Genomic DNA, 24,083 nt, shown 5'->3' with positions numbered 1-24,083 from the left:
ATTAACGTTCTATACTGCCATCGGCGGACTTTTTCAAATGAAAAATGTCCTTTTTAATTCAATAGTTAGTCAGATATGATACTATTAATTAAAAAATTCTTCTCCGGTTTCAATGATGTCAAAGTCAAGTTTTTAAGTGTTGCTTATGTCAATTATTGCCGTATTTTTAGGGCTCAATTAAAATCCGTGGGGGAAAATTAATGAAAAAACAGTTACTTATTCTTATGCTGGTATTTTCCGGGGGGACAGCGTTCTCTCAGATGAATTCAGACTACAACTATTCCATTACCTCAAGAGGTTATGGATCAATGCAAATGCCGAAACTCTTTAATGAAACAGATCCGGTTCGGTATATCAATACCTACTTTTCTGGTCTCATGGTAAAGTTTAACGACAACCAGATCAATTATCGATTAGGTGGAAGTTACATCAAACAATCGAAAACTTTCTATAACAATTGTAACAATTGTGACATAGTGAAGGGCGATGTGACAGATTATACTTTTAAAGTGGGTTTTGAGAAAAACATGAACTTCGCAAGAGTGCAACCTTATATAGGTGCAGACGTAGGGTATCGCTCCAATCGATTTATCGGAGTCGCTGAAAATGTGAATGCCTTAAAAGCAGAACAGGCTTCTGCGGTGAAGTTACCTCCTGTTAAAATGGAAACTTCAAAAAATGGATTTATACTTTCTCCGGTAATCGGTATTAAGGTTCATCCGACGCCACAGTTCACGGTTTTTGTGGAAAGTAGCCTTGATTTCTTCTATTCTTATGAACGACAAGAAGGGGTAACGGAAGACGCAAACAATTACCGCTCGTTAACAAGAACGAATAAATCAGAGTTTTTGTTAAACCCGATTCTTGTAGGAGTAAGCTTTCATATAGGAAGCAATAAATAAGAATTAATTTCTTGCTTTTGCGCTTTATTTGGATATAGGTCAAATAAAGCGCGAAGGTTCATGAAAAGAATTTTGGGCGGGCTTATTCTACTGTTTTAGATTACGGATTTCTTTCTGGGTCAAACCAGTCGCTTTAGCTATTAAAAGAATCGATAAGCCTATTTTTTTCAATTGAAATGCCGTTTTTAAATAGGCTTTTCTTTCTCCAATCCTATAATAAGGGTCTTTTTCCATTACAAAAAAATCTTTTATTTCGTCCATAATTTCTTCTAATGTTGGTCCCAAATCCCTTAATTGGGCAAGGGTTCTTAATTGATAATCTCGATGACCAGTTCCGTTAACACTGCTTTCGGGTCTACTCCGGATAAGTCCGCTAGTATGGTCAGTAATTTCATCTCGACCACCTCATGATGCAGGAATAGCTTGTAATCAATGGTACTTATAGCTCTTGCATCATAAGAGAACTTAAAGTTTTTCGTATCAATATGCGTAGGTATGTTTAACTTGTAACATAATACAGTATTCCGCCATTCGGTAAGCCATATTCTGATCATTTTGCCGCTGATACTCGATATGTAAAATAAACACCTGACCATTTTCATCCTGCACCTTTTTTAACAGATCTGCTTTTCTTTCTTTGGTCTGTTGTAAATCATCAGAAATTTCCTCGCTGCGGGTGATTTTCATACTCAACACCTGTGCTACAATACCGTCCAGATTGGCATCCATATTTTCCTTAAATACCTTGTCATACAAATTGCCTTGCCTGGGATCATTGAGCTCCATACCTTTTCTAACTTAGCTATCTAATATAACTCAAATATTTAACTACAACAATAATTTCGGGTTAAATATTTCGTTTGATGATTTTTGTGAATCCGGATGAGTCCTTATGATGATTTCCAGAAAATCAGCCTGTTAACGGGAAATCCTTTGTCTTCCTGGAAATGCCCTTAATTCTAAACCAATATGATCTGGTCTAAACTCTGTATTTTAATTTAGAAAAACCAGTTTAATTTCCTTTAAACATTTAAATATTGCCTATTAGTGTTAATGTGTTGTTTTTCTTGCGTTTAAATAATATTTAGTCCAATAAGTTGGTGTTTTTTACAGACAGATGCTGCATGTTTCTACAGACAGTATTTTTAATTAGGAATTTGATAATTATAGATGGCTATTTGTATTGCTCAAAACTTATAGTTGTAGTAATTAATAATTTATATGATAAAAAATACTTTTCGCCACAGTTGGAATGTAAATTGGAAATCTAAATTTGGCCCTGACAGAGAAGCCAGTCAAAAGCAGTTGATTAGTTTAATTGATTGGGAATATAAACGGGGGAATTTCCCGGATCGCTTCAGGATGCCCTCTATCAGAACTCTTGCTAAATTTTTAGGGCTCCAGCGGGAACAGGTGGCAAATGCGTACAGCTATTGGATTACGCGGAAGAAGATTCTTTACACCAGAAATAGGGTGGGCACTTATATGTATGCTCATCCGCAGACAAGGCCTGCCATTGCTGTCGCCAGTTCTGCTGAGTTTTTCTTTCACCTGAAACCTGCAGGGCGTTCAGCCTACCAGGAACATCAATCCATGAACATCCTGACTCTGGGTAAAACCTATCGGGTACGATGTCAGGGTTTATCAGCTCTAAATAACCTCCCCGGCGCTGAAAATTCTCTTTCAGCTGCAAATGCCAATGAAATCCGTTTTCTGAATGGAGCGTTGGGAATACTCCGCAAAAGAGCGCTCGTTAACAATGCGCAACAGTTTTGCCTCATTTCAAATGGACAGGCGATTTATCAAGTGCTAAAAATGATCACCAATCCGGAGGATTTGATGGTGATGACCTCTGTAAATGATCTACATCTGGTAGAGACCGCTGCTCAGCTTCGCTTAAATCTCGCATTCAGCGAAGCAGATCAACAGGGAATGTCGGTAACAAAACTGGAAGAAATTTGCAGGGAAAAAGCGGTGAAAGTCGTGTTTATACGGCCTGAACCTGATTTTCCTATTCCGCTTAGCATGGACGCTGCACGATGGAACCAGGTAGTCAGCTTATCTAAGCAATATGGTTTTTGTATTCTGGTATTGGAGGAGGATTATGAATTTCGTTGCAAAAAAACTCCTCCGGTAACCATTTCTCTGGAAGGTGGACAGGTGATTTACATCTCTCCTTACAGTAAAGTATTCCGCAGTCTTCATCAGATCGGTATGGTTGCAGGTCCGGAAAATTTTATTGCGGAGCTCAGTAAAGCGGTAAAAAAAGGTTTCATCGACCAGTCTCCGGGAAGAGCCTTTCCAGCTGCTTTATCCCAATCAAAATTAGGGGTTCAGGTAATCAGTGGCAATCAATGGCGTGGAAGAGGGGCTTATAAGTTGAACATACTTTTCCTGAACTACCTGGAGCGGTTCGCCACCCTGATTCTCCCCGACTGCGGGACTTTTGCTTTTATAAAATTTAATACGCCACTCAAAGGACTACTGGCAGCCAGATTTATGGAAAACCTGCTTTTTCATGAAGAAGAAAATTTTGCTTTTGAACCGGATGAACCGATCGATGGCCTTCGGGTCAGCCTGTTTATACAAGACTGGGCCTCGGTAGAATTACCCATGAAAATGATCCGCGATACGCTGGAAAGTAGATCGAGGGAAGTGGTCGGGTTGTAGTCGGGAAGAACGGCATCTTCGGATAGGGTATGGTACAGGTTCAGTAACGGTTGCTGGTAGTTTGCTGTAGGTTTACCTATCCGAACCCTTTCCAATAGCTTAGTCAACCCTAATTAAAATCAGCGCTCTTCCCGACCAGTATCAATACCTGTTATAAGTCGAATTATCATTTATAAACTAAATACTTTTTAATTATGGGAACCATCAAAAACGGCCGCCAATCAGGTAAGGTTGGCAAAACAGTTACTTATTTATTAAACGGAAAGCTGGTCACACGTACGATTGGAAAATCAACTAAACCAGCAAGCGACCTACAGAACGCAGTTCGTCAGCGGACTAAACTGACCTCTAAATTTTTACAGACACTTAAGGAATTCATCCTGGTAGGCTATGAGTTGGATGCCCGTCAATTTAAGGAACTCCCCCAAAATCAGGCATTTCGTTACAACTGGAAACATGCTTCAGCAGGAAGTTATCCACGAATCAGGATAAATTTTTCAAAGGTACTGCTCGCTTTTGGTTCCATGCCCTTGCCTAAAGGGCTGACGGTAGTAGCGTCAGAAGGAGGTTTTAATTTTAGCTGGGCGGTACAGGAAGGTCTGTCGGGTACACATTGGTCGGATCAGGTGATGCTTGTCGCTTATTTTCCTGCTTTGAAAAGAGCCGCTTACAGGACTGCCGGTGTAGCCAGGTATGAGGGGACCGATCTGCTGCCCATATTTGATATCGCACATGGTGTAGTTGCAGAAACCTATATCGCCTTCATTTCTAACGATAGAAAAAGCATTTCCAATAGTGTGTATACTGGAAAAGTAACCTGGTAATGAGAACGCTTAACTTGATTCTGCTGGTACTCCGGCAGCTGTTAAAAATACATACGGATCAGCTCGATGCTTTGTTGAAACTGATACCTGTTGAGGTGCCAATAAAAGAGGAAGCCTATTGGCTGCATACGGAGGAAGTGATGGAGGTCTTCAAGAAGTCCCGCAAAACGATCTATAATTGGCGAACAACAGGGCAGCTTAGGTTTAAGCAAATTGGGGGCACCTGCTATTATTTGAAGGCAGATATTTATTCCCTGCTGAAAAAGGTTGACCATACCGGAGGTAATCCCGGGTAATCTGTGGGTAAAGTTGGGTTGTCTCGGGTAATATGGCTCTGTAGGTTAGGAGGTTATGAGTTGTATCTCTACATTCGTTCAACAAATCCAAGGTACCGGTATACAGTTGATTTGAATAAACAGAATAATTAAACCTTTTAAATTTTAAAATTATGGGAACGTATAAACCTGGTGTTTTTGGACCATTCAATGGAAGAGTTGGCGATGTAGTTGCCGCGAAATGGAAAGATGTCAATGTGGTAAAAAATCGTCCGGCGAAATCGAAGAAGCCGGCTACAGTGACACAGATAGATCAGCGTGCCAGATTTGGACTGGGAACTACTTTTGCAGGAAAAGCTGCCGAGATGATTGCTATCGGATTTAGGGGAATGGCAGGCAATGTGACGCCAACAAATATCGTTGCAAAGCAATTGTTGAAAGACTGCATCACGGGTACTTATCCGAATTACGTATTGGATTATCCTAAGATCAGTTTGAGTAAAGACGGAAATCTGGATCTGGGCTCGAAATTAAGTGTTCAGGTGCTTCCGGAGCAAACAGTTCAGGTAAGCTGGGTAATGGATACGAAACCTGGTAAAGTGACGGATGCCACAGATAAAGTGTATATCCTGCTTTACAATGCGGATAAGCATAAGTCCATCAAATCAGGAGATGGATTAGTCAGGGGGGATAGTCCTGTGAACCTGTATGTTCCGGGTTCTTTTATCGGCGACAAGGTGCATTGCTGGCTGTTCTTTGCTTCGGTCAAGAATAAGGAGGTTTCTGCTACGGCATACCTCGGTGTGGTCACCATTTTGGCTTAATGTAAAAGATTCCCGGCAGTGTTTATGAGGCCCTGCCGGGCTTCTTTAATCTCTATTTATTTAAAAAGAAATCATGGATACAAAAAAATTAAAGCTGCCGGTCTTCCGATGGGAAGAGCCTGCGGGAGTTTTCATCGTGTTAATGGTCTTATGGACTTTCGGTCCAATCGTTCTTCGGGGGATAGACGATACGACCGGAAGTATAGATCAAAGCATTTGGCTGCTGGTTTTACTCAGTATCATTAGTTTTTTACTGATCACTGGTTTGTGCTGGTGGATTTTAAACCGCGCCTGGGTAGCCATAGAGCTGCCACCAATTTCATTAATGGTTTCACAGTTTAACACCCTTCACTTATGGCAGCAAGTCCGCTTATATCTGGCCTCTTTTGGATTGCTTTTGTTGGCAGCTACTGGTTGCCTGATCGCATTGTGCTAAAACCGGCGAAGACAAGCTTGTCTAAAGCTGAGCTTGTCGAAGATCGTAAATACCGGTTGTTGCTGGTTAGGATTGCGCAGGGCGAGTTGGGCTTGAGGGAGAAAACCGGTCGGAATGACGGAAAACGCGTTGCTGAGTTTTTAGCCAGTGTTGGCCTGAAGACCGCAGAACCCTGGTGTGCCGCCTATATCAGCTGGGTTTTTGCCGAAGCGGGTTTTGCAAAACCAAGATCAGGTTGGTCGCCGGATTTGTTTCCTGCTTCCAGACTAGCCAGATCTGCATTGCCGGGAAACCTGATCGGGATTTATTTTCCGGAGAAAAAGCGGATCGCACATGTCGGACTGATTGAAAAACAGGATGGGGATTGGCTGGTGTCGTTGGAAGGTAATACCAATATGACGGGAAGCAGGGAAGGTGATGGGGTGTACCGGAAAAGAAGGCATCGAAAAACGGTTTATAAGATTGCAGACTGGGTAAGTAATGGGAGGAGGAGTTTATGAACCGCTATTATCGCCGGTATTTTATCGTGATGCTGTTGTCTTTCTGCTTTTGTATCTCCGATTGTGGTCTTTTAAAAAATACATCGAAAAGTTCAAAAACGCTGGAGTCAGACTCAAGGGTGCTTCGGTTTTATAGTGATTCCAGCAGTTATGAAGAGGAAGTGCTGATCTGGCCAAAAGGGAAATTCAGTTTTTCGCCGGGGACAGGTTTTTTCGGGGAGGCGGAGAAGGTTCAGCTTAAAGGGGTTGGACGTAGCGCAAATGTGGGCGCGGAAATGAGCACAGCGCATTATTCGGCCGGGGAAGAATTGGTGATTAAGGAGTCAAATCCGGATTGGTTGTTATGGGTGTTGATTTGTGGTTTGGGTATTTATTTATCTTTTAAATTTTACAAAAAATGGCAGTTCTAAAAAAAGGAATTTACAGCGAAATAACCGGGCAGCTCGGAGGTTATGTTTATACTTCAGTAGCTGGAGTTACAATGGTCAGGTGTAAGCCTGATCCTTTGGCTCCGAAGAAACCACCTACGAAAGCGCAGCTGGCTAACCAGGAGAAATTTAAATTGGTGTCGCGGTTAATCAGGCCGTTTGCTCCTGTTATAGATGTAGGGTTTAAGCAGTACAAAAGTAAAATTGGTGCGAGAGCGAAAGCATTTAAACTGAATTATCAAACTGCGGTGACTGGTACTTTTCCATACTTGAGCATCAATTACAAGGAATTGCAGTTAAGTACAGGTAATGCTTCCGATCTGTATAATTTAAAAATGGAAGATAAAGGTGGAGGGCTTTTTGGCTTGACATGGAAGTCTTGTGGATGCAACCGGAGTCAGGACGATATGCTGGTTCTCGTGCTCTATGAAGAGACTCAAAACAGTGTTGCTTATACAATGGAGCTTGCGAACGTTAGTCGGCAGCAGGCAGAGTTTGTGGTTTGCGATAGGATTGGCTGTAAGGTGCATGTTTATGTGTTTACAGTAGGGAAGAAAAAAGGGGGGAATTCTGAGAGCCAGTATTTGGGGTTGGTGGCTTAGTTTAATTTTTGTAACCATGGCGTTTAGGGGGCGTCATGGTTTTTTTGTGTTCCATTTCAGCTTGAATAGCTTTCTTTTATAGATCAGTTCACTAAGCTTTTATCCATATTTTCAAAAAAAATCGCTATTTTCTCAAATTTATTCATTTTTTCTACTACAAGAATATTATGGTATCTAATGAGGTGTGTTTCAACTTCTAATTTTTGCAAGTCCGATTGTCATGAATTTCCAACAATTCAAATAAAATCCTATATATTTGCTCCTTACACCTATACTATAAAATAATAAATGAAAGTTGCATTAATAACAGGCGTCACAGGACAGGATGGAGCATATCTTGCCGAATTTTTACTGAAAAAGGGATATTTTGTGCATGGGTTAAAAAGACGCTCTTCTTCGTTTAATACAGAACGTATAGATCATTTGTATCAGGATCAGCATGAGAAAAATCTGAATTTTAAATTGCATTATGGCGATTTAACAGATTCTACCAACCTGATCAGGATCATTCAGGAAACTCAGCCGGATGAAATTTACAACCTTGCGGCAATGAGCCATGTGAAAGTGAGCTTTGAAACCCCTGAATATACCGCTAATGCAGATGGTATTGGTCCGTTGAGATTATTGGAGGCCATCAGAATTCTGGGGCTTGTTGAAAAAACTAAAATTTATCAGGCTTCGACCTCAGAATTATATGGATTGGTGCAGGCAGTTCCACAAAGTGAAACTACACCTTTCTACCCTCGTTCTCCGTATGCAGTAGCAAAAATGTATGGTTACTGGATCACAGTGAACTACAGAGAGGCTTATAACATGTACGCTTGTAACGGGATCTTGTTTAACCACGAGAGTCCGGTAAGAGGGGAAACTTTTGTGACGCGTAAAATCACACGTGCCGCTTGTAAAATTGCTTTAGGCTTGCAGAATACTTTGTATCTGGGTAATTTATCTGCGCAAAGAGACTGGGGACATGCAAAAGATTACGTTGAAGCCATGTGGTTGATTCTTCAACAGGAAAAGCCGGAAGATTATGTGATCGCAACCGGGGTAACCACTACAGTTCGTGATTTCGTGAAAATGAGTTTCGCGGAGTTAGGAATTGAAGTTGAGTTTAGTGGAAAAGATCAATATGAACGTGGTGTGATTATCGATGTAGACCAGGAACTTATACAAAAATTAGGATTAAACGACGAGTTTTTAAAACCGGGTACGGTTGTTGTTCAGGTGGACGAAAAATACTTCAGACCAACAGAGGTTGATTTGTTATTGGGAGATCCTACAAAGGCAAATACGCAGTTGGGTTGGACACCGAAGTATGATTTACCAGCCTTGGTTAAGGATATGGTGCATTCAGACCTTCATTTGATGAAGAAAGATGAATACCTGAAACAAGGAGGGTATAAGACTTTGAATTATTTTGAATAAAATATAAAATAGTACAATAAATTATTGAGGGGGCGGCTTCCGCTCCTTAGTAAAAGTTCTGATTTTGATCAGAACGGGGGCCACAAATTTTACTATATGAACTTTAAAAATACCATTACCGCAGTTCTTTTTTTTGTTGCAGTGCTGATTGCACAAAATGCTTATTCACAAACTAATTATGCTGATGTTAAAGTCGATGATTTGACAGATGTACAAGTGAGACAGATGATCGAGCGTGCAGAATCGGTTGGCTACAGTGATGCTCAGCTAGAGCAAATGGCAGCTGCTCAGGGGATGAAACCTGCGGAAGTTCAGAAATTAAAGTTGCGTGTTGAGAAAATAAGGAAAGAAGGCAATACTTCTACAAAGGATGGGCTAAAAAATGACACTAAACTTGATTCGGATAAAGGAAGGACCTATCAAAATGAGAAAGATTCTACCACCACAAAGAACTCTTTAAAGATTAAAACGCCAGAAGAACAGCGTAAAGAAGATATGGCCAATATTTTTTTGGATTTAAAACCTAAAATATTCGGTGCAGAGCTGTTCAAAAATTCCAATATTACTTTTGAGCCAAATCTGAGAATGGCTACTCCAAGAAGTTATGTAATTGGTCCTGATGATGAGTTATTAATTGATTTAAGTGGGGATAATGAGGCTAGCTATGAGTTGAAAGTAAATCCAGAAGGAATTATTACTCTACAATTTGTTGGCCCTGTTTCCGTAGGAGGTCTTTCCATTGAGCAGGCAATATCAAAAGTAAAGACAAAAATGTCAGGTACTTATCCTGCTTTGAGAAGTGGTAGAACGAATCTTGCAATTAACCTTGGAAATATCCGAAGCATTAAAATCACCTTATTAGGTGAGGTGGTTAAACCAGGATCTTATACTCTATCTTCTTTATCAACGGTATTTAATGCATTAAACGCTTCCGGAGGTCCAAATTCTAATGGTTCCTTCCGTAAAATTCAAGTCATTAGAGGAAATAGAGTTGTTTCTACTATTGATGTGTATGATTTCTTGTTGAATGGCATTCAGAAAAACAACATCAGGTTGCAGGATCAGGATGTGATTAACATTCCGGTTTACCAAAGTCGTGTGGAGATGTCCGGGGAAGTGAAACGTCCGGCGCTTTTTGAAGTGTTAAGTAATGAAAGTCTGGAAGACTTGATCAGGTTTGCTGGTGGTTTTTCTGATAAAGCTTATACCGCTCAGATCAAAGTTTTACAAAATACGAATAAAGAACGCAAAATTTCTGATGTACCTGCCGAGCAGTTTGGTACTTATGGACCATTAAATGGCGATAAATATATTGTAGAAAGCATTCTGGATCGTTTTGAGAACAGAGTCGAGATCGTAGGTGCAGTATTTCGTCCCGGACAGTTTGAACTGGAAAAAGGTTTAACCTTAAAAGGTTTAATTGCTAAAGCTGATGGAATCAGAGAAGACGCTTTTTTAAATAGAGGGTATATTTCCAGATTAAATCCGGATAATAGTCTGGCCTTAATCTCCTTTGATTTGAATAAGGTATTAAATGGTTCGGAGGCCGATGTGCCTTTGTTCCGTGAAGATAAAGTAACGATTTCTTCGATTTTTGATTTGCGTGACGAATATAAAGTGACTATTCAAGGCGAAGTAAGAGCGCCTGGGATATTTGAATATGCGGATAACATGAGATTGGAAGACGTGATTCAAATGGCTGGTGGTTTTAAAGAAGGGGCAACCCCAAATCGTATTGAAATCTCCAGAAGGATTAAAAACAGTGATGCGATGTCTGCTTCTGCATTAACGGCTGAGGTATTTAATGTTAGTGTTGATCCTAACCTTAAGATTGTAGATACAGATTTTGTTTTAAAGCCATTCGATGTGGTTTCAATTCGTAGTGCAGAAGGATATCAGATTCAAAAACAGGTAAAATTAGAAGGTGAAGTTTTATATCCGGGAACCTATACCATTATGCAGAAAAATGAAAGGATTTCTGATGTGGTTAAAAGGGCAGGTGGCTTAACCCATACAGCTTATCCTGATGGGGCTTCATTAAAGAGACCAGGTGCAGAGAAGGCGAATCCCAATGACAAAAACGCAATTGATAATAAGGAAGAAGACGATAAGAAGTTCTTAAGCCTTAAGCGCGCGCAGGAAGTAGGTGCAAAGGATACGACTAAGGCTGAGTTGGAACAGAAATTGATTCAATCAGATTTAGTTGGAATTGATTTAATTCAGATTTTGAAAAAACCTCAATCAAGATATGATCTGATTGTAGAGGATGGCGATGTTATCCGTGTGCCTAGACAATTACAAATTGTTAAAGTGACAGGTGAAGTCCTTAATCCAAATGGAATAGTTTATTTGCCAAGTAAAAACTTTAAGCAATACATCAATGGTGCTGGTGGATATACTTCTAATGCCCACAAGAAAGGTGCTTACATTAAATATGCTAATGGATCAGTAGAGGCCGCAAGAAAGTTCCTGTTCTTTAATAACTACCCTAAGGTGAAACCTGGGGCAGAGATCATGGTCCCTAAGAAAGCTGAGAGAGAAAGAATGACAGCGCAGAGCTGGATAGGATTAGGGACTGCTATTGCTTCTATGGGAGCAATTATTGTATCCTTGCTTAGATAAATACATTAAAAGTCTTCTTTTATTAAATGAATTTAGAAAATAAAATTAAACAGTCCGAAGTGGCAGATGAAATTTCTTTAAAGGAAGTCATCCTGAAAATCAAAGATTTGTATCGGTATCTATTATCGAAAACCCTGTTAATTCTGTCCTTGGCGTTTTTTGGGGCAGTTATTGGATTTGGCTATGCTTATTTTAAGAAACCTAACTATACGGCCTCAACTACTTTTGTATTAGAAGAGGGGGGGGCTGGGGCTTCTGGGGGATTAGGCGGCTTAGGAGGCCTTGCTTCAATGGTAGGTATTGATGTAGGCTCAGGTGGAGGGATTTTTCAGGGTGATAATATTCTTGAATTATACAAATCAAGAAAAATGATTGAAAAGACCCTTTTAACGCCAATAGAGTATGAAGGTGGAAAACAATTATTAATAAACAGGTATATTGATTTCAATAAACTTAAGGAGAAGTGGGTAAATAAACCAGAACTAACTAACATTAGTTTCGACTTTTCTAAAAAGTTTACACGTCTTCAAGACAGTATTATTGGGACTATTGTAACTGATATTAATAAAAATTACCTCACTGTTGGAAAGCCAGATAAGAAATTAAGTATAATTAAGGTTGATGTTAAATCTGAAGATGAATTTTTTTCTAAATCATTCGATGATAATATGGTTATGAACGTTAATGATTTTTACCTACAGACTAAAACAAAAAAATCATTGGAGAATATAGCTATTCTACAGCAGAAGACTGATTCAGTTCGAATGATAATGTCCGGAGCTATTTATTCTTCGGCTTCAACCATTGATGCTACACCTAATTTAAACCCAACACGACAAGTTTTAAGAGCGCCTGTTCAAAGAGCTCAGTTTAATGCAGAAGCAAATAAAACGATCCTTGGAGAGTTGTTAAAAAATTTAGAATTATCCAAGATTTCCCTAAGGAAGGAAACGCCATTAATTCAAGTAATTGATCAACCAATATTTCCGCTTGAAAAGGATAAAATTGGAAAAATTAAGGCAACTTTAATTGGAGGAGTAATTGGGGGATTTTTGACCGTTCTCTTCCTTTTAGTGAAGAGGTTTTTTAAAAGTATTATGGCATAGTATGGTTACTTACACACTGAAAATTGTAGATATTAGAAATGAAACGGAGGATACTGTAACAGTATGTTTTAAGCAACCGGCTTTACGTAAAGTTAAATATAAAGCAGGGCAGTATCTTACTTTAATATTTCGAATTAATGGTAGGAGATATATTAGACCATATTCCTTCTCTTCTGCACCATCTGTTGATAAATTAATAGAAGTAACTATTAAAAGAATTCCAAATGGAATTGTTTCTAATCACATTCATGATCAAATTAAAACAGGAGATTCTGTAGAAGTGTTCGAGCCAATGGGTGAATTCATATATCATCCTAATGAAGATGTAAGAAACGTTTATTTTTGGGGCGTTGGTAGCGGTATAACTCCTTTAATGTCTTTAATTAAAGAGATTTTAGCTTTGAATAGTGAGATTCAGGTTAACCTCGTATATGGAAATCGAAATTTTGGTACCACTATATTTAATCATGTTATTAATGAATTATTAGTTAAATATAAAGACCAATTTAAAGTATGGCATTTTCATACCCAAGCTGTTTTAAGTGAGGATAATACACATGTAATTGAAGGTCGTATAAAAGAAGATCGGGCACTAGATATTTTAACAAAGATATATGCTCCTGAATCCTTGCATTATATTTGTGGACCTAGTGGATTAAAAGAGTCAGTGAAAACTGTTTTAAATAATATTGGAGTGCCACTGGAAAATGTTTTTGTGGAAGACTTTGAACTAGTTAAAGATCCTAAAGATTTTGAAGATATACATACCCAAGTTATAAACCTTAAATTTGAAAATGTAGACTATACGCTAGAGGTTATAAAAGGTAAAAGTATATTGGAATCGGCTTTGGATGCAGGAATTGAATTGGCATACTCTTGCCAAACTGGAAATTGCAGTACTTGTAAGGGTATTTGCATAAAAGGTGAATTAAAAATGATAGGTCTGTCTAATGAAAGATCTGATTTAATGATTAATGAATATTTACTTTGCTGTAGTCATCCTTTAACAATGGATGTTTGCATCGAAATCTAAGAAATGAGAAAATAATATGAAAGTTGTTATCCTTGCAGGGGGCTTAGGCACCAGATTATCAGAAGAAACTGTAGTTAAGCCAAAACCAATGGTGGAAATAGGTGGTATGCCCATCTTGTGGCACATTATGAAAATTTATTCCGCTCATGGATTTAATGATTTTGTAGTTTGTTTAGGCTATAAAGGCTATGTTGTGAAAGAGTATTTTGCAAATTATTTTATGCATAAATCTGACGTAACGATAGATTTAAAGAATAATTCTATTGAGGTTCATGAATCCGAGGCGGAGCCTTGGAAAATAACGTTAGTTGACACCGGTGATAGTTCAATGACTGGCGGAAGAATCAAAAGAATTCAAAAATATGTAAATGATGAAGCATTTATGTTAACCTATGGTGATGGTGTAGGAGACATAAATATAAAAGATCTTGTAGAATATCATAAAAGTCATGGAAAGCTATTTACAGTAACTTCTGTACAGCCATCAGGGCGTTTTGGTGCACTTGATCTATCTTCTAAAAACGAAGTAAAATCATTCCTGGAAAAACCAAAAGGTGATGGCTCATGGATTAATGGCGGATATATGGTTTGTGAACCAGGTGTTTTCGATTTTATAAAAGATGGCGATTCAACGGTTTGGGAACAGGAGCCAATGCAAAATATCGCATTAGCAGGTGAAATGAATGCTTTCAAACATTATGGATTTTGGCGCCCAATGGATACACTGAAAGATAAACATGATTTAAACGAGATGTGGGAAAAAGGTAGTTTTCCGTGGAAAAAATGGTAAGTATGTTAAATCAACTGGAAGAATGTTACAAGGGTAAGAAGATATTTCTTACAGGTCACACTGGATTTAAAGGAAGTTGGATGCTTAAGGTGTTATCTATGCTTGGAGCTGAAGTTAAAGGATATGCTTTAGCACCTTATACTTCAAATGATTTATACCATCTGATAAATGGTAATTCACTTTGTGATTCTGTTATAGCTGATTTACGCGATCGAGATCGCCTTAAAGAAGCTATTGTAGATTTTCAACCAGATTTTGTCTTTCACCTTGCGGCTCAACCACTAGTAAGACTTTCTTACGAAATTCCATCCGAAACATTTGAAATAAATGCTATTGGTACTGCCAATGTATTGGATGGTGTTAAAATGCTTAATAAAAAATGCAGTATTGTGTTGATCACAACTGATAAGGTATATCATAATAACGAATGGGTATACCCTTATAGAGAGGAAGATAAATTGGGAGGATATGATCCATATAGTGCAAGTAAAGCTTGTACTGAACTTGTGATCTCTTCTTATAGGAATTCTTTTTTTAATGTAAATAATTATACTCAGCATGAAAAAGCAATTGCTGTTGGGCGGGCAGGAAATGTGATTGGTGGCGGAGATTGGTCAAAAGACAGATTAATTCCAGATATAGCTAAAGCCTTTGGTCGAAACGATATTGTGAGTATTCGTAACCCTAGCTCAGTTAGACCTTGGCAACATGTTCTTGAACCTGTATTGGGCTATCTTTTACTTGGATTAAATTTGGTCAAAGATCCTATTAATTTTTCGAAGGCTTTTAATTTTGGGCCAAATGCGGATGATGCACTTTCGGTAACGGAAATGGTAAAGCTGGCTATAAACGAATGGCCAGGAAATAATTATGAAATAATAGGTCTGGAAAATCAACCACATGAAGCTGGTTTGTTAATGTTGGACATCAGTAAGGCAATTAAAGAACTAAAATGGAAACCGAAATTGTCCGCTGAGGAGGCAATAGCAAAAACCATTTTATGGTATAAATCTTTTTATAACGAGAAGGAAAAAATTGATGAGTTAACAGCTGCACAAATTAGCAGTTTTATATCAGGTTAATATGACAGAAAACCCCATAATTCAAGAAGATTTAGAATCTATATATCAATCTGATATTAATTGGTCAAAATTTGATAATTGTACTGTTTTGATCACTGGAGCTAGTGGATTTCTACCTGCTTACCTTGTTGAATCTATTCTGTACTTGAACCTTAAAAGGCCAGAACTAAATGTGAAGGTAATTGCATTGGTAAGAAGTTTATCAAATGCAAAAATCCGATTCTCTGAGTATTCCTCCAATACTAATTTGAGTTTTATCCAGCAGGATGTTTCCGAACCCATTACGTTAGTTGAAAAGGTTGATTATATTATACATGCAGCTAGCCAGGCGAGTCCTAAATATTATGGCACTGATCCAGTAGGTACATTAAAGGCAAATGTTTTAGGAACAATAAATTTAATGGAGTTTGCTCTTTTAAATAAAATTAAATCTTTTTTATATTTCAGTTCAGGTGAAGTGTATGGTGAAGTTGAAATCAGTAAGATACCTATAGAGGAGAACTCGTACGGTTATGTTAATCCTACGAATGTTCGCTCATGTTATGCCGAAAGTAAAAGAATGGGCGAGAATATTTGCGTAAGTTATTTTCACCAATTTGGAGTGCCAGCTAAAATTGCCAGACCATTTCATACTTATGGTCCTAAAATGAAGCTGGATGACGGCAGGGTATATGCTGATTTTGTTGCAAATATTTTGAACGACCAGGATATATGTATGCAAAGTGATGGTTCTGCAATTAGAGCTTTTTGTTATCTATCAGACGCAACAATCGGTTTTTTTAAGGTTTTACTTGAAGGAGGTAATGGAGAAGCTTATAATGTTGGGAATTCCAAAGAAGAACATAGCATCTTAGAATTAGCAGAAATACTTGTTAACATATACCCAGATAAGGGGTTAAAAGTTATCAGACAATTAAAGCAGGGTGACAATAGTTATTTGAAGAGCCCTCTGAAAAGAAATTCTCCAAGTATTAATAAAATTAGTGAGCTAAATTGGAAACCAAGCATAGATGTTGCTGAGGGATTTAAAAGGACCATTCAAAGTTATAGATAGAATTATGAAAGTAGCAGATTTAATTGCAGACTTCTTAGAAGAAAAAGGAATCAAACATGTTTTTGGTATTATAGGAGCAGGAAATGCACATATTTTTGACTCCATTCATAAGAAAGGATATACCGAGATTATATGTGTACATCATGAACAAGCTGCCTGTATGGCAATGCAAACATATTATAGGACATCTGGCATTGTAACGGCTGCAATTTTAACCACAGGTGCAGGCTCCACAAATGGAGTAACAGGTGTTGTTAGTGCATGGGCAGATTCTATTCCAGGTATTATTATATCAGGTAATGAACATTCAAAATATGTGGAGCTTCATAAAGACTTAAGGATGTGGGGAGTTCAAGGTTATGATAGCCCCGCAATGGTGGACAAAGTAACAAAATATTCTAAACAGGTAACTGAAACTAATTCAGTAATCTTTGAATTGGAAAAAGCTTACCAAATAGCCACTCATGGTCGTCCAGGTCCTTGCTGGATTGATATTCCTATGAATATACAATCTAGTAATATTGAGGAAAAAGATCTGATTCAATTCAACTCTTCCGATTTACCAGTATTAAATTTAGATAGTAATGAGGAGTTAAGTAAAAGTGTGTCACTAATCTCTGATGCCTTAAAGAGTGCTAAAAGACCTTTGTTTTGGTTGGGAAATGGAATACGATTAAGTGGAGGAGAACATTTATTAGAGGAGCTATTAAATAAATATAATGTCCCGGCATTGGTGACTTGGGCTGGAATTGATTTAATTGATTCTTATCACCCATTAGTTTATGGTAGAGCAGGAACTTATGGTCAAAGATGCGGAAATTTTGTCCTCCAAAATTGTGATCTGTTAATCTGTATTGGTACAAGGATGGCAATTTCTCAAATCGGCTATGAAATCAATGAATTGGCCAGGGGAGCGGATATTGCGGTTGTTGATATTGATAAATTTGAGTTAGAAAAATATAAGGATCGTTATAAGTATTCTGTAAATGCAGATGCAAAAGATTTTATTGAAATGCTATTAGGTCAAGAGCCTTCAAAATCTGTTGATTACTCTAGTTGGATTGCGGAATGTGATAAATATCGTAATGATTATCCTTGGGTTAATGACCAGGATCATCCTGATAGAGATGGATTTATAAACTCTTATAAATTCATAGAAAAACTAAATACACATTTAAAAGAAGACCAACATGTGACTACTGATATGGGAACAGCTCTTTTAAGTGGACATCAGGTTTTAAAAATGAGCAAGGATCAAAGACTGATGACTTCTACAGGCTTGGGAGAAATGGGTTATGGACTACCTGCTGCAATTGGAACATCAATTGCCAGAGATAAAGGCGAAGTAATGTGCTTGAATTGTGATGGAGGAATGATGATGAATCTTCAAGAATTACAAACTTTGGTACATTATAAATTACCAGTCAAGTTATTCATTTTTAATAATGATGGTTATTTGATGATTAAACATACTCAAAATGCTCTTTTTAATGGTAGAAGAGCAGGCGTAGATGGGAAATCTGGAGTTTCATGCCCTGATTTCAGTGAATTGGGTAAGGCTTTCGGGATACCGACATTCCAAATTCGGACTTGGGAGGATTTTGAGGAAATAATCCCTCAGGTTCAAGAGATTAGTGGTCCAGTGATTTGTGAGGTCTTTATGCATCCTAATCAGCCATTTGTACCTAAATTATCTTTATCTATTCAAAAGGATGGTACTTTAATCTCCCCTCCACTGGAAGATCTTTCTCCGCTTTTATCAAGAAATGAACTGAAAAGTAATATGATTTCTGGTTTGCATGAAAAATCAGCAGCAATGGATGCTTAACAAAACTAATATGACAAAATTAAGAGTAGCCATTTTGGGCAGTGGAAATATTGGGACAGATCTATTAATCAAAATTCAGAGATCCGAATTTCTCGAATGTGTTTTATTCATTGGAAGAAATTTGTCTTCTCCAGGTATGGCAAAAGCAATTGCTATGGGAGTAAAGGTCTCTGATGAAAGTATTAAAGCTATTGAAAAAGATCCTGATGCTATTGATTTAGTTTTTGATGCTACTTCGGCAAAAGATGCAGCCCATCATTGGAGTATTTTGGAAAAGCTAGGAAAAATCGTTGTAGATATGACCCCTGCTAAATTAGGTGGGCTTTGTATTCCTGCTGTAAATCTAGCTGAAGCGGTTAAACAACAAAATGTAAACATGATCACTTGTGGCGGACAAGCGTCTATCCCTATGGCCTATGTAATAGGTAAGACACAAAAGAATGTTGATTATATTGAAGTTGTTTCAAGTATAGCTTCTAGAAGTGCAGGCCCCGCAACCAGGCTGAACCTCGATGAATATGTAGATACAACAGAAATGGGCTTAATGTATTTTTCTAAAGCAAAGAAGACTAAGGCAATACTAAATCTAAATCCTGCAGATCCTTGTATAGATATGCAAACCACAATCTTTGCACAGGTTGAAAATCCAGATATGGAAGAACTAACTAAAGAGGTGAATATTATGGTGGAGGCAATTAGGAAATATGTACCGGGTTATAGCTTACTCGTTTCACCAATTTATGAAAATGGACGAATTGTGATTATGGTTAAAGCTCAAGGCTTAGGAGATTACCTTCCCAAATATGCCGGCAATCTAGATATAATTAACTGTGCAGCTATTGCAGTTGCAGAGGAATATTCAAAAGTTCAGAATAATAGTAATTAAATCCTTTTTAATGATTAAGCAGATATTAATAAGCGATCCTACATTGCGTGATGGTAATCATGCCGTTGCACATCAATTAAGCGCTAAGCAAATAGCAATATATGCTGAAGCTGCTGATAAAGCAGGTGTACCAATTGTAGAGGTTGGACATGGCAATGGTTTAGGGGCATCCTCAATGCAAGTAGGACTCAGTTTAGAGGATGATGTAACTATGCTAGAGACGGCTAGAAAACATCTTTCAAAAAGTAAATTGGGGATCCACGTGATTCCGGGGTTTGCTACCATTAAGAGAGATTTAATTAAAGCACTTGACATAGGGGTTGATGTGGTTAGAGTTGCATCACATTGTACAGAAGCAGATATTACTCAAAGACATTTAGGTTTCGTTCGTGAACGCGGAAAAGAAGCTTATGGGGTATTAATGATGACCCACATGGCTTCTGCTTCAACTTTGGTGGAAGAAGCCCAGAAAATGGAGCTTTACGGCGCTGAGGGGATTATAATTATGGATTCAGCAGGAGCCTATTTACCATCGGATGTTGAAGAAAAGATTACAGCGCTGGTTAACAATCTAAAAGTGCCTGTAGGTTTTCATGCACATAATAATCTTGGCATGGCAATCGCTAATTCTATAACAGCAGTGGAATCTGGAGCTAAAATTTTAGATGGTACAGCTAGAGGGTTTGGTGCTGGTGCTGGTAATGCGCAATTGGAAGTTTTGGTTGCAGTATTAGAAAAGATGGGATACATTACTGGAATTGATTTTTATGGAATGCTTGATGCATCTGATATTGCTGAAAGAGAAATTATGCCTCAAATTCCAGTGATTAAATCTGAAAGTATTGTAAGCGGTTTATCAGGTGTTTTTTCTGGTTTCGCTAAACATGTCACTAGAATTTCAAAGGAATATGATGTTGACCAAAGAGATGTTTACCGGGAATTGGGGAAAAGAAAGGTTGTAGGTGGACAGGAAGATATAATAATTGAAGTAGTTATGGATTTAATTAGAAACCGTAAATGATGACTGAAGCATTAAAGAATTTCACCTTTGAAGACTGTAAAAGATCGTGTATGCATCCGGATTCTTTTTCATCCTTAAATGATCAATCTATACTGGTTACAGGTGGGACAGGGTTTATGGGTAAATGGATCGCTGAGATGGTTTCTTATGTAAATGAAACTGCTAATTTTAATATTAAACTTTACCTCTTAGGCAGGGATATTGCAAAGTTTAAAGTGGAAGTTTCCCATTTAGCCCAAAAATCATTTATTACACTTATTGAACAAGATGTTAGGAACGTTAGGGATTTACCTACTGACATTAATTATATTATACATGCTGCGGGCTCACCGGATCACAGAGATCATGTTTCTCAGCCTTTAAGAACGATTGAAACCTTCTATAAGGGAACTCAGTCGGTGTTAGATGCAGCGACACGCCTTCCTGACCTAAAAAGAATTGTCCATATTAGTTCGCACCAGATTTATGGCACAAACGGACTGGAATCACCAATTGGAGAGAACTTTATTGGTAAACTAGAACCCAATAGTCTAAGTAATACCTATGCCGAGTCTAAGCGTATTTCTGAAACATTATGTTCAGCCTATAGAAATCAATTTAAGTTGCCAATCGTTGTACTTAGACCATTTGCTTTTATCGGACCTTATCAAGACCTCGAAAAACCCTGGGCAATAAATAATTTTATTAGAGATGGGATTCTAGGCGGACCTATTAGAATTTTAGGGAATGGATCAACTGTTAGAAGTTACCTTTACGGAAGCGATATGTCCTACTGGATTTTAAAGGCTTTAGTCAATGGAGGAGTTGGAGAAAATTACAATTTAGGTAGTAGCGAAGCTATTTCCTTGGTGGATCTTGCCAAAAAGATCAGTAGTCAAATCAATAACAGCATTGAAATTGTCTCTAAGTCCTCTAAAGAAAGTTATACCTATTTATCAAGGCTTGTTCCTGATACCTCCAAAATTGTTAAGAGCTTAGAAGTGAATGAAACATCAGCTTTGGATGATTCAATAAGCAGAACAATAATATGGAATCAACTAAACAAAAAAGTTATAAAAAAATAAATATCTCAAATGAACTTAAATAATATTACACCAGAACTAAAGGATTTATTAGAAATCAGTATAAAAAAAAATATTAATAAACCGATTATTGCTGGTGAAAATTATATTCCAGTTACTGGTAAGGTGATAGATGAAGAGGATATTCTCTTTGGTGTGGATGCAGCATTAGATGGCTGGTTAACAGCTGGACGTTTTGCTAATAAATTTGAATATGATTTTGCTCAATATTTTGGAGCTACTAAGGCATTATTAGTGAATTCTGGGTCCTCAGCTAACCTTGTCGCATTTTATACGCTTACTTCTCCAAAATTAGGTGATAGAGCGATAAAGCCAGGTGATGAGGTGATTACTGTGGCCGCAGGTTTTCCCACCACAATTAATCCAATTATACAATTTGGTGCAATTCCAGTATTTATAGATGTCGATATCGCAACACATAATGTTAAACCTGAAATGATTGAGGCAGCTGTGAGCCCGAAAACTAAGGCAATTATGATTGCGCACTCATTAGGTAATCCCTTTGACTTAGATGAAGTGATGAGGGTTGCAAAAAAATATAATCTTTGGGTGATTGAAGATGATTGTGATTCATTAGGCGCAACCTACAACGGAAAGAAGACTGGAACTTTTGGAGATCTTTCAACTTTCTCATTTTATCCTGCACATCATATCACTATGGGAGAAGGTGGAGCTGTTGTAATTAATAATCCTGAGTTGGCTAAACTAGCAGAAAGTTTCAGAGATTGGGGTAGAGATTGTTACTGTGAGCCAGGAAAAGATAACACTTGTGGCTGTCGTTTTGATCAGCAATTAGGATCGTTACCTTTTGGCTATGACCATAAATATACTTATTCGCACATTGGATTCAATTTGAAAGTAACCGATATGCAGGCTGCTTTCGGTGTTTCTCAGATCAAAAAAATCGAACGGTTTGTTGAAAAGAGAAAAGAAAACTATGCCGCATTATACGAAAGAATGAAGGAATTTGAAGACATCTTTATTCTTCCTGAACCAACTCCAAATTCTGATCCATCTTGGTTTGGATTTTTATTAACCTTACGTGAGGGAGATTCAACAGACCGTCATATGCTGGTTCAGCACCTTGAAGAGAAAAAAATAGGAACGAGACTATTGTTTGGTGGTAATTTATTAAGACAGCCTGCATATGCTAACATTGAGCATAGAGTGGTGGGGGATTTAACTAACACTGATATTATTATGAATCAATCATTTTGGCTAGGAGTATGGCCTGGTCTAAATGAAAGTCATTATGACTATATCGCTGATACAATAAGAGAGTATATTAAATGATAGATTTATTAGAGTCAATCACTTTTAGTTTTAAAAATACGAGAAGGCTATGGTAAATCCGTTTAAGATTTACAAATCCCTTGAAAGGGAAATTATTTCCAGTTTAATTTTTAGGTTATTATATATATTAGTGCAACTATCTACAGTAGTAATTGTTGGGCATTTTTTCCTGCCAATTACTGCTGGATATTATTTTGTACTAAATAGCTATACTGCACTTTCAGTGTTTTTTGAGTTAGGGGTGTCTTTTGTGATTATGCAGAATGCGGCACATGAAAGTGCAAAATTAGTTCGAGCGGATTTTGATCAACCAGGCATAAAACTAAATAGACTTTCCTCTCTATTTAGTTTCACATATAAATGGTTTTTTATCTCTTCGCTTTTATTTATAGCGCTTGTTGTAATTTCATCGCCTTTTTTCTTTAGTCATCAGGCTATTAATAATGTAAACTGGCAAGGGCCATTAATAGTACTGTCAATTGCAATCGGAATGAACCTATTGCTAAATGGCATTTATGCTTTTTTTGAAGGATGCAGATTTATTTATGAGATTTCTATTATTAAGATCATTCAGACGGTAAGCTTCCTAATAATTTTTATTGCTTTAGTATTTTCTGGCGCTGAGCTTTATGCTTATGGTATTGGTCTAGTATTATCAATAAGTATTAGCTTAATCGCTACCTTTAAATTGAAAATTTGGAAGTATTATAAGTCAATTGTTGCTTCAGATAAGAATGCTGACCAGATAATGTGGGCTAAGGACTTATTGCCTTATCAATGGCGCTTTGCTGTAAGTACGATTTCTGGATTTTTAATTTTTCAACTCATAAACCTATTGACGTTTAAATTTCAGGGACCTATAGTTGCTGGAAAACTAGGTTTGACCTTAAGTTTGATTAATGGTATAATAACAATTTCGATGGTTTGGTTTAACACTAGAGCGCCTATGTTTGCAACTCTAGTTGCTAATAAGCAAATCACGGAACTAAGGGAGCTTTTTAAAAAAACATTAGCAATTTGTGTTCTATTTCATCTAGCGCTTAGCATCTGTTTTATAATATTTAAAGTCGTTATTATTGATTATTACCAGTTGATATTTAATAACAGGCTTTTGGATAATCTTTCAATTTACCTTTTACTATTTAATTCTTTGATTAATGTTATTATTTTTGGATTAGCCTCATTTTGTAGATCTGACAAGAATGAACCATTTTTAATTAACTCTATTGTATTTGGTATTATTAATTCATTGTTCTCAATAATCTTGATTAAGTATTATTCTCTATTTCATTTTATTCTATTTATGGTTGGCTGCACCTTATTAGTAAACCTTCCCTGGGCATTAAATATTTATAAGGGAGTTTTAAGGAAATTTTTGGACAAAAAAAACACTGTTTAAT

24 protein-coding genes are annotated in these 24,083 nt (G+C 37.4%); 22 read left to right on the top strand and 2 right to left on the bottom strand.

What is annotated here, in order from left to right; translation table 11 throughout:
• Positions 1 to 200: 200 nt before the first annotated feature.
• Entirely contained in the window at positions 201 to 902 is a 702-nt protein-coding gene (locus tag OQX61_RS19150) for a hypothetical protein (RefSeq protein ID WP_265843406.1), read from the top strand.
• Positions 903 to 989: 87 nt separating this feature from the next.
• Here the strand turns inward: OQX61_RS19150 and OQX61_RS19145 are convergent, their stop codons facing one another.
• Positions 990 to 1,187, bottom strand: a complete 198-nt coding sequence (locus OQX61_RS19145; protein ID WP_265843405.1) for a hypothetical protein — start codon at positions 1,185 to 1,187, stop codon at positions 990 to 992.
• A 195-nt stretch (positions 1,188 to 1,382) separates the two neighbouring features.
• Positions 1,383 to 1,688 (bottom strand): Rpn family recombination-promoting nuclease/putative transposase, encoded by a 306-nt coding sequence (locus OQX61_RS19140; protein WP_265843404.1) that lies wholly within the window; start codon positions 1,686 to 1,688, stop codon positions 1,383 to 1,385.
• A 435-nt stretch (positions 1,689 to 2,123) separates the two neighbouring features.
• Here OQX61_RS19140 and OQX61_RS19135 point away from each other — a divergent pair, with 435 nt between their 5' ends.
• The 21 genes from OQX61_RS19135 to OQX61_RS19035 all read left to right on the top strand — a co-directional run bounded on the left by OQX61_RS19135 (position 2,124) and on the right by OQX61_RS19035 (position 24,082).
• Positions 2,124 to 3,572, top strand: a complete 1,449-nt coding sequence (locus OQX61_RS19135; protein WP_265843403.1) for a hypothetical protein — start codon at positions 2,124 to 2,126, stop codon at positions 3,570 to 3,572.
• 194 nt (positions 3,573 to 3,766) lie between these two features.
• On the top strand, positions 3,767 to 4,396 hold the full coding sequence (locus OQX61_RS19130) for a DUF6266 family protein (RefSeq protein WP_265843402.1): 630 nt from the start codon (positions 3,767 to 3,769) through the stop codon (positions 4,394 to 4,396).
• Positions 4,396 to 4,692, top strand: coding sequence for a helix-turn-helix domain-containing protein (locus tag OQX61_RS19125; RefSeq protein ID WP_265843401.1), 297 nt, complete (start codon positions 4,396 to 4,398; stop codon positions 4,690 to 4,692). The genes OQX61_RS19130 and OQX61_RS19125 overlap by 1 nt, the downstream gene beginning before the upstream one ends.
• Before the next feature lie 152 nt (positions 4,693 to 4,844).
• Positions 4,845 to 5,495, top strand: coding sequence for a DUF6266 family protein (locus tag OQX61_RS19120; RefSeq protein WP_265843400.1), 651 nt, complete (start codon positions 4,845 to 4,847; stop codon positions 5,493 to 5,495).
• A gap of 73 nt (positions 5,496 to 5,568) precedes the next feature.
• The gene (locus OQX61_RS19115) at positions 5,569 to 5,931 is read left to right on the top strand and encodes a hypothetical protein (RefSeq protein ID WP_265843399.1); all 363 of its coding nucleotides are present in this window, start codon (positions 5,569 to 5,571) and stop codon (positions 5,929 to 5,931) included.
• 17 nt (positions 5,932 to 5,948) lie between these two features.
• Positions 5,949 to 6,431: a peptidoglycan-binding protein gene (locus tag OQX61_RS19110; protein WP_265843398.1), complete on the top strand. Its 483-nt coding sequence runs from the start codon at positions 5,949 to 5,951 to the stop codon at positions 6,429 to 6,431.
• On the top strand, positions 6,428 to 6,841 hold the full coding sequence (locus OQX61_RS19105; RefSeq protein ID WP_265843397.1) for a hypothetical protein: 414 nt from the start codon (positions 6,428 to 6,430) through the stop codon (positions 6,839 to 6,841). Before OQX61_RS19110 ends, OQX61_RS19105 begins: the two co-directional genes overlap by 4 nt.
• A complete protein-coding gene (locus OQX61_RS19100; RefSeq protein WP_265843396.1) occupies positions 6,829 to 7,461 on the top strand; it encodes a DUF6266 family protein in 633 nt (210 codons plus the stop codon). Before OQX61_RS19105 ends, OQX61_RS19100 begins: the two co-directional genes overlap by 13 nt.
• Before the next feature lie 288 nt (positions 7,462 to 7,749).
• The gene (gene gmd / locus OQX61_RS19095) at positions 7,750 to 8,886 is read left to right on the top strand and encodes a GDP-mannose 4,6-dehydratase (protein ID WP_265843395.1); all 1,137 of its coding nucleotides are present in this window, start codon (positions 7,750 to 7,752) and stop codon (positions 8,884 to 8,886) included.
• Positions 8,887 to 8,982: 96 nt separating this feature from the next.
• On the top strand, positions 8,983 to 11,508 hold the full coding sequence (locus tag OQX61_RS19090) for an SLBB domain-containing protein (RefSeq protein WP_265843394.1): 2,526 nt from the start codon (positions 8,983 to 8,985) through the stop codon (positions 11,506 to 11,508).
• A 26-nt stretch (positions 11,509 to 11,534) separates the two neighbouring features.
• Positions 11,535 to 12,614 (top strand): Wzz/FepE/Etk N-terminal domain-containing protein, encoded by a 1,080-nt coding sequence (locus tag OQX61_RS19085; protein WP_265843393.1) that lies wholly within the window; start codon positions 11,535 to 11,537, stop codon positions 12,612 to 12,614.
• A gap of 1 nt (position 12,615) precedes the next feature.
• On the top strand, positions 12,616 to 13,647 hold the full coding sequence (locus OQX61_RS19080; protein WP_265843392.1) for a ferredoxin--NADP reductase: 1,032 nt from the start codon (positions 12,616 to 12,618) through the stop codon (positions 13,645 to 13,647).
• A 16-nt stretch (positions 13,648 to 13,663) separates the two neighbouring features.
• A complete protein-coding gene (gene rfbF / locus OQX61_RS19075) occupies positions 13,664 to 14,437 on the top strand; it encodes a glucose-1-phosphate cytidylyltransferase (protein WP_265843391.1) in 774 nt (257 codons plus the stop codon).
• Positions 14,438 to 14,439: 2 nt separating this feature from the next.
• Positions 14,440 to 15,519 (top strand): CDP-glucose 4,6-dehydratase, encoded by a 1,080-nt coding sequence (rfbG, locus tag OQX61_RS19070; protein WP_265843390.1) that lies wholly within the window; start codon positions 14,440 to 14,442, stop codon positions 15,517 to 15,519.
• 1 nt (position 15,520) lies between these two features.
• Positions 15,521 to 16,573 (top strand): NAD-dependent epimerase/dehydratase family protein, encoded by a 1,053-nt coding sequence (locus OQX61_RS19065; RefSeq protein WP_265843389.1) that lies wholly within the window; start codon positions 15,521 to 15,523, stop codon positions 16,571 to 16,573.
• Positions 16,574 to 16,577: 4 nt separating this feature from the next.
• Entirely contained in the window at positions 16,578 to 18,401 is a 1,824-nt protein-coding gene (locus tag OQX61_RS19060) for a thiamine pyrophosphate-binding protein (RefSeq protein WP_265843388.1), read from the top strand.
• Complete coding sequence (locus OQX61_RS19055) at positions 18,373 to 19,287, top strand: acetaldehyde dehydrogenase (acetylating) (protein ID WP_265843387.1); 915 nt, start codon at positions 18,373 to 18,375, stop codon at positions 19,285 to 19,287. The genes OQX61_RS19060 and OQX61_RS19055 overlap by 29 nt, the downstream gene beginning before the upstream one ends.
• A 10-nt stretch (positions 19,288 to 19,297) precedes the next feature.
• Complete coding sequence (dmpG, locus tag OQX61_RS19050) at positions 19,298 to 20,308, top strand: 4-hydroxy-2-oxovalerate aldolase (protein ID WP_265843386.1); 1,011 nt, start codon at positions 19,298 to 19,300, stop codon at positions 20,306 to 20,308.
• Complete coding sequence (locus tag OQX61_RS19045; RefSeq protein ID WP_265843385.1) at positions 20,305 to 21,372, top strand: NAD-dependent epimerase/dehydratase family protein; 1,068 nt, start codon at positions 20,305 to 20,307, stop codon at positions 21,370 to 21,372. The genes dmpG and OQX61_RS19045 overlap by 4 nt, the downstream gene beginning before the upstream one ends.
• Before the next feature lie 9 nt (positions 21,373 to 21,381).
• Positions 21,382 to 22,683 carry a lipopolysaccharide biosynthesis protein RfbH gene (gene rfbH, locus OQX61_RS19040; RefSeq protein WP_265843384.1) on the top strand — a complete coding sequence of 434 codons (1,302 nt, stop codon included), beginning with the start codon at positions 21,382 to 21,384 and terminating at the stop codon, positions 22,681 to 22,683.
• Between the two features lie 49 nt (positions 22,684 to 22,732).
• Positions 22,733 to 24,082: a hypothetical protein gene (locus OQX61_RS19035; RefSeq protein WP_265843383.1), complete on the top strand. Its 1,350-nt coding sequence runs from the start codon at positions 22,733 to 22,735 to the stop codon at positions 24,080 to 24,082.
• Position 24,083 lies beyond the last annotated feature (1 nt).

Source organism: Pedobacter sp. PLR (assembly GCF_026239675.1).
GTDB lineage: Bacteria > Bacteroidota > Bacteroidia > Sphingobacteriales > Sphingobacteriaceae > Pedobacter.
Note: the sequence above shows the minus strand (reverse complement) of the source record. Positions and strands in the feature narration are given on the sequence as shown.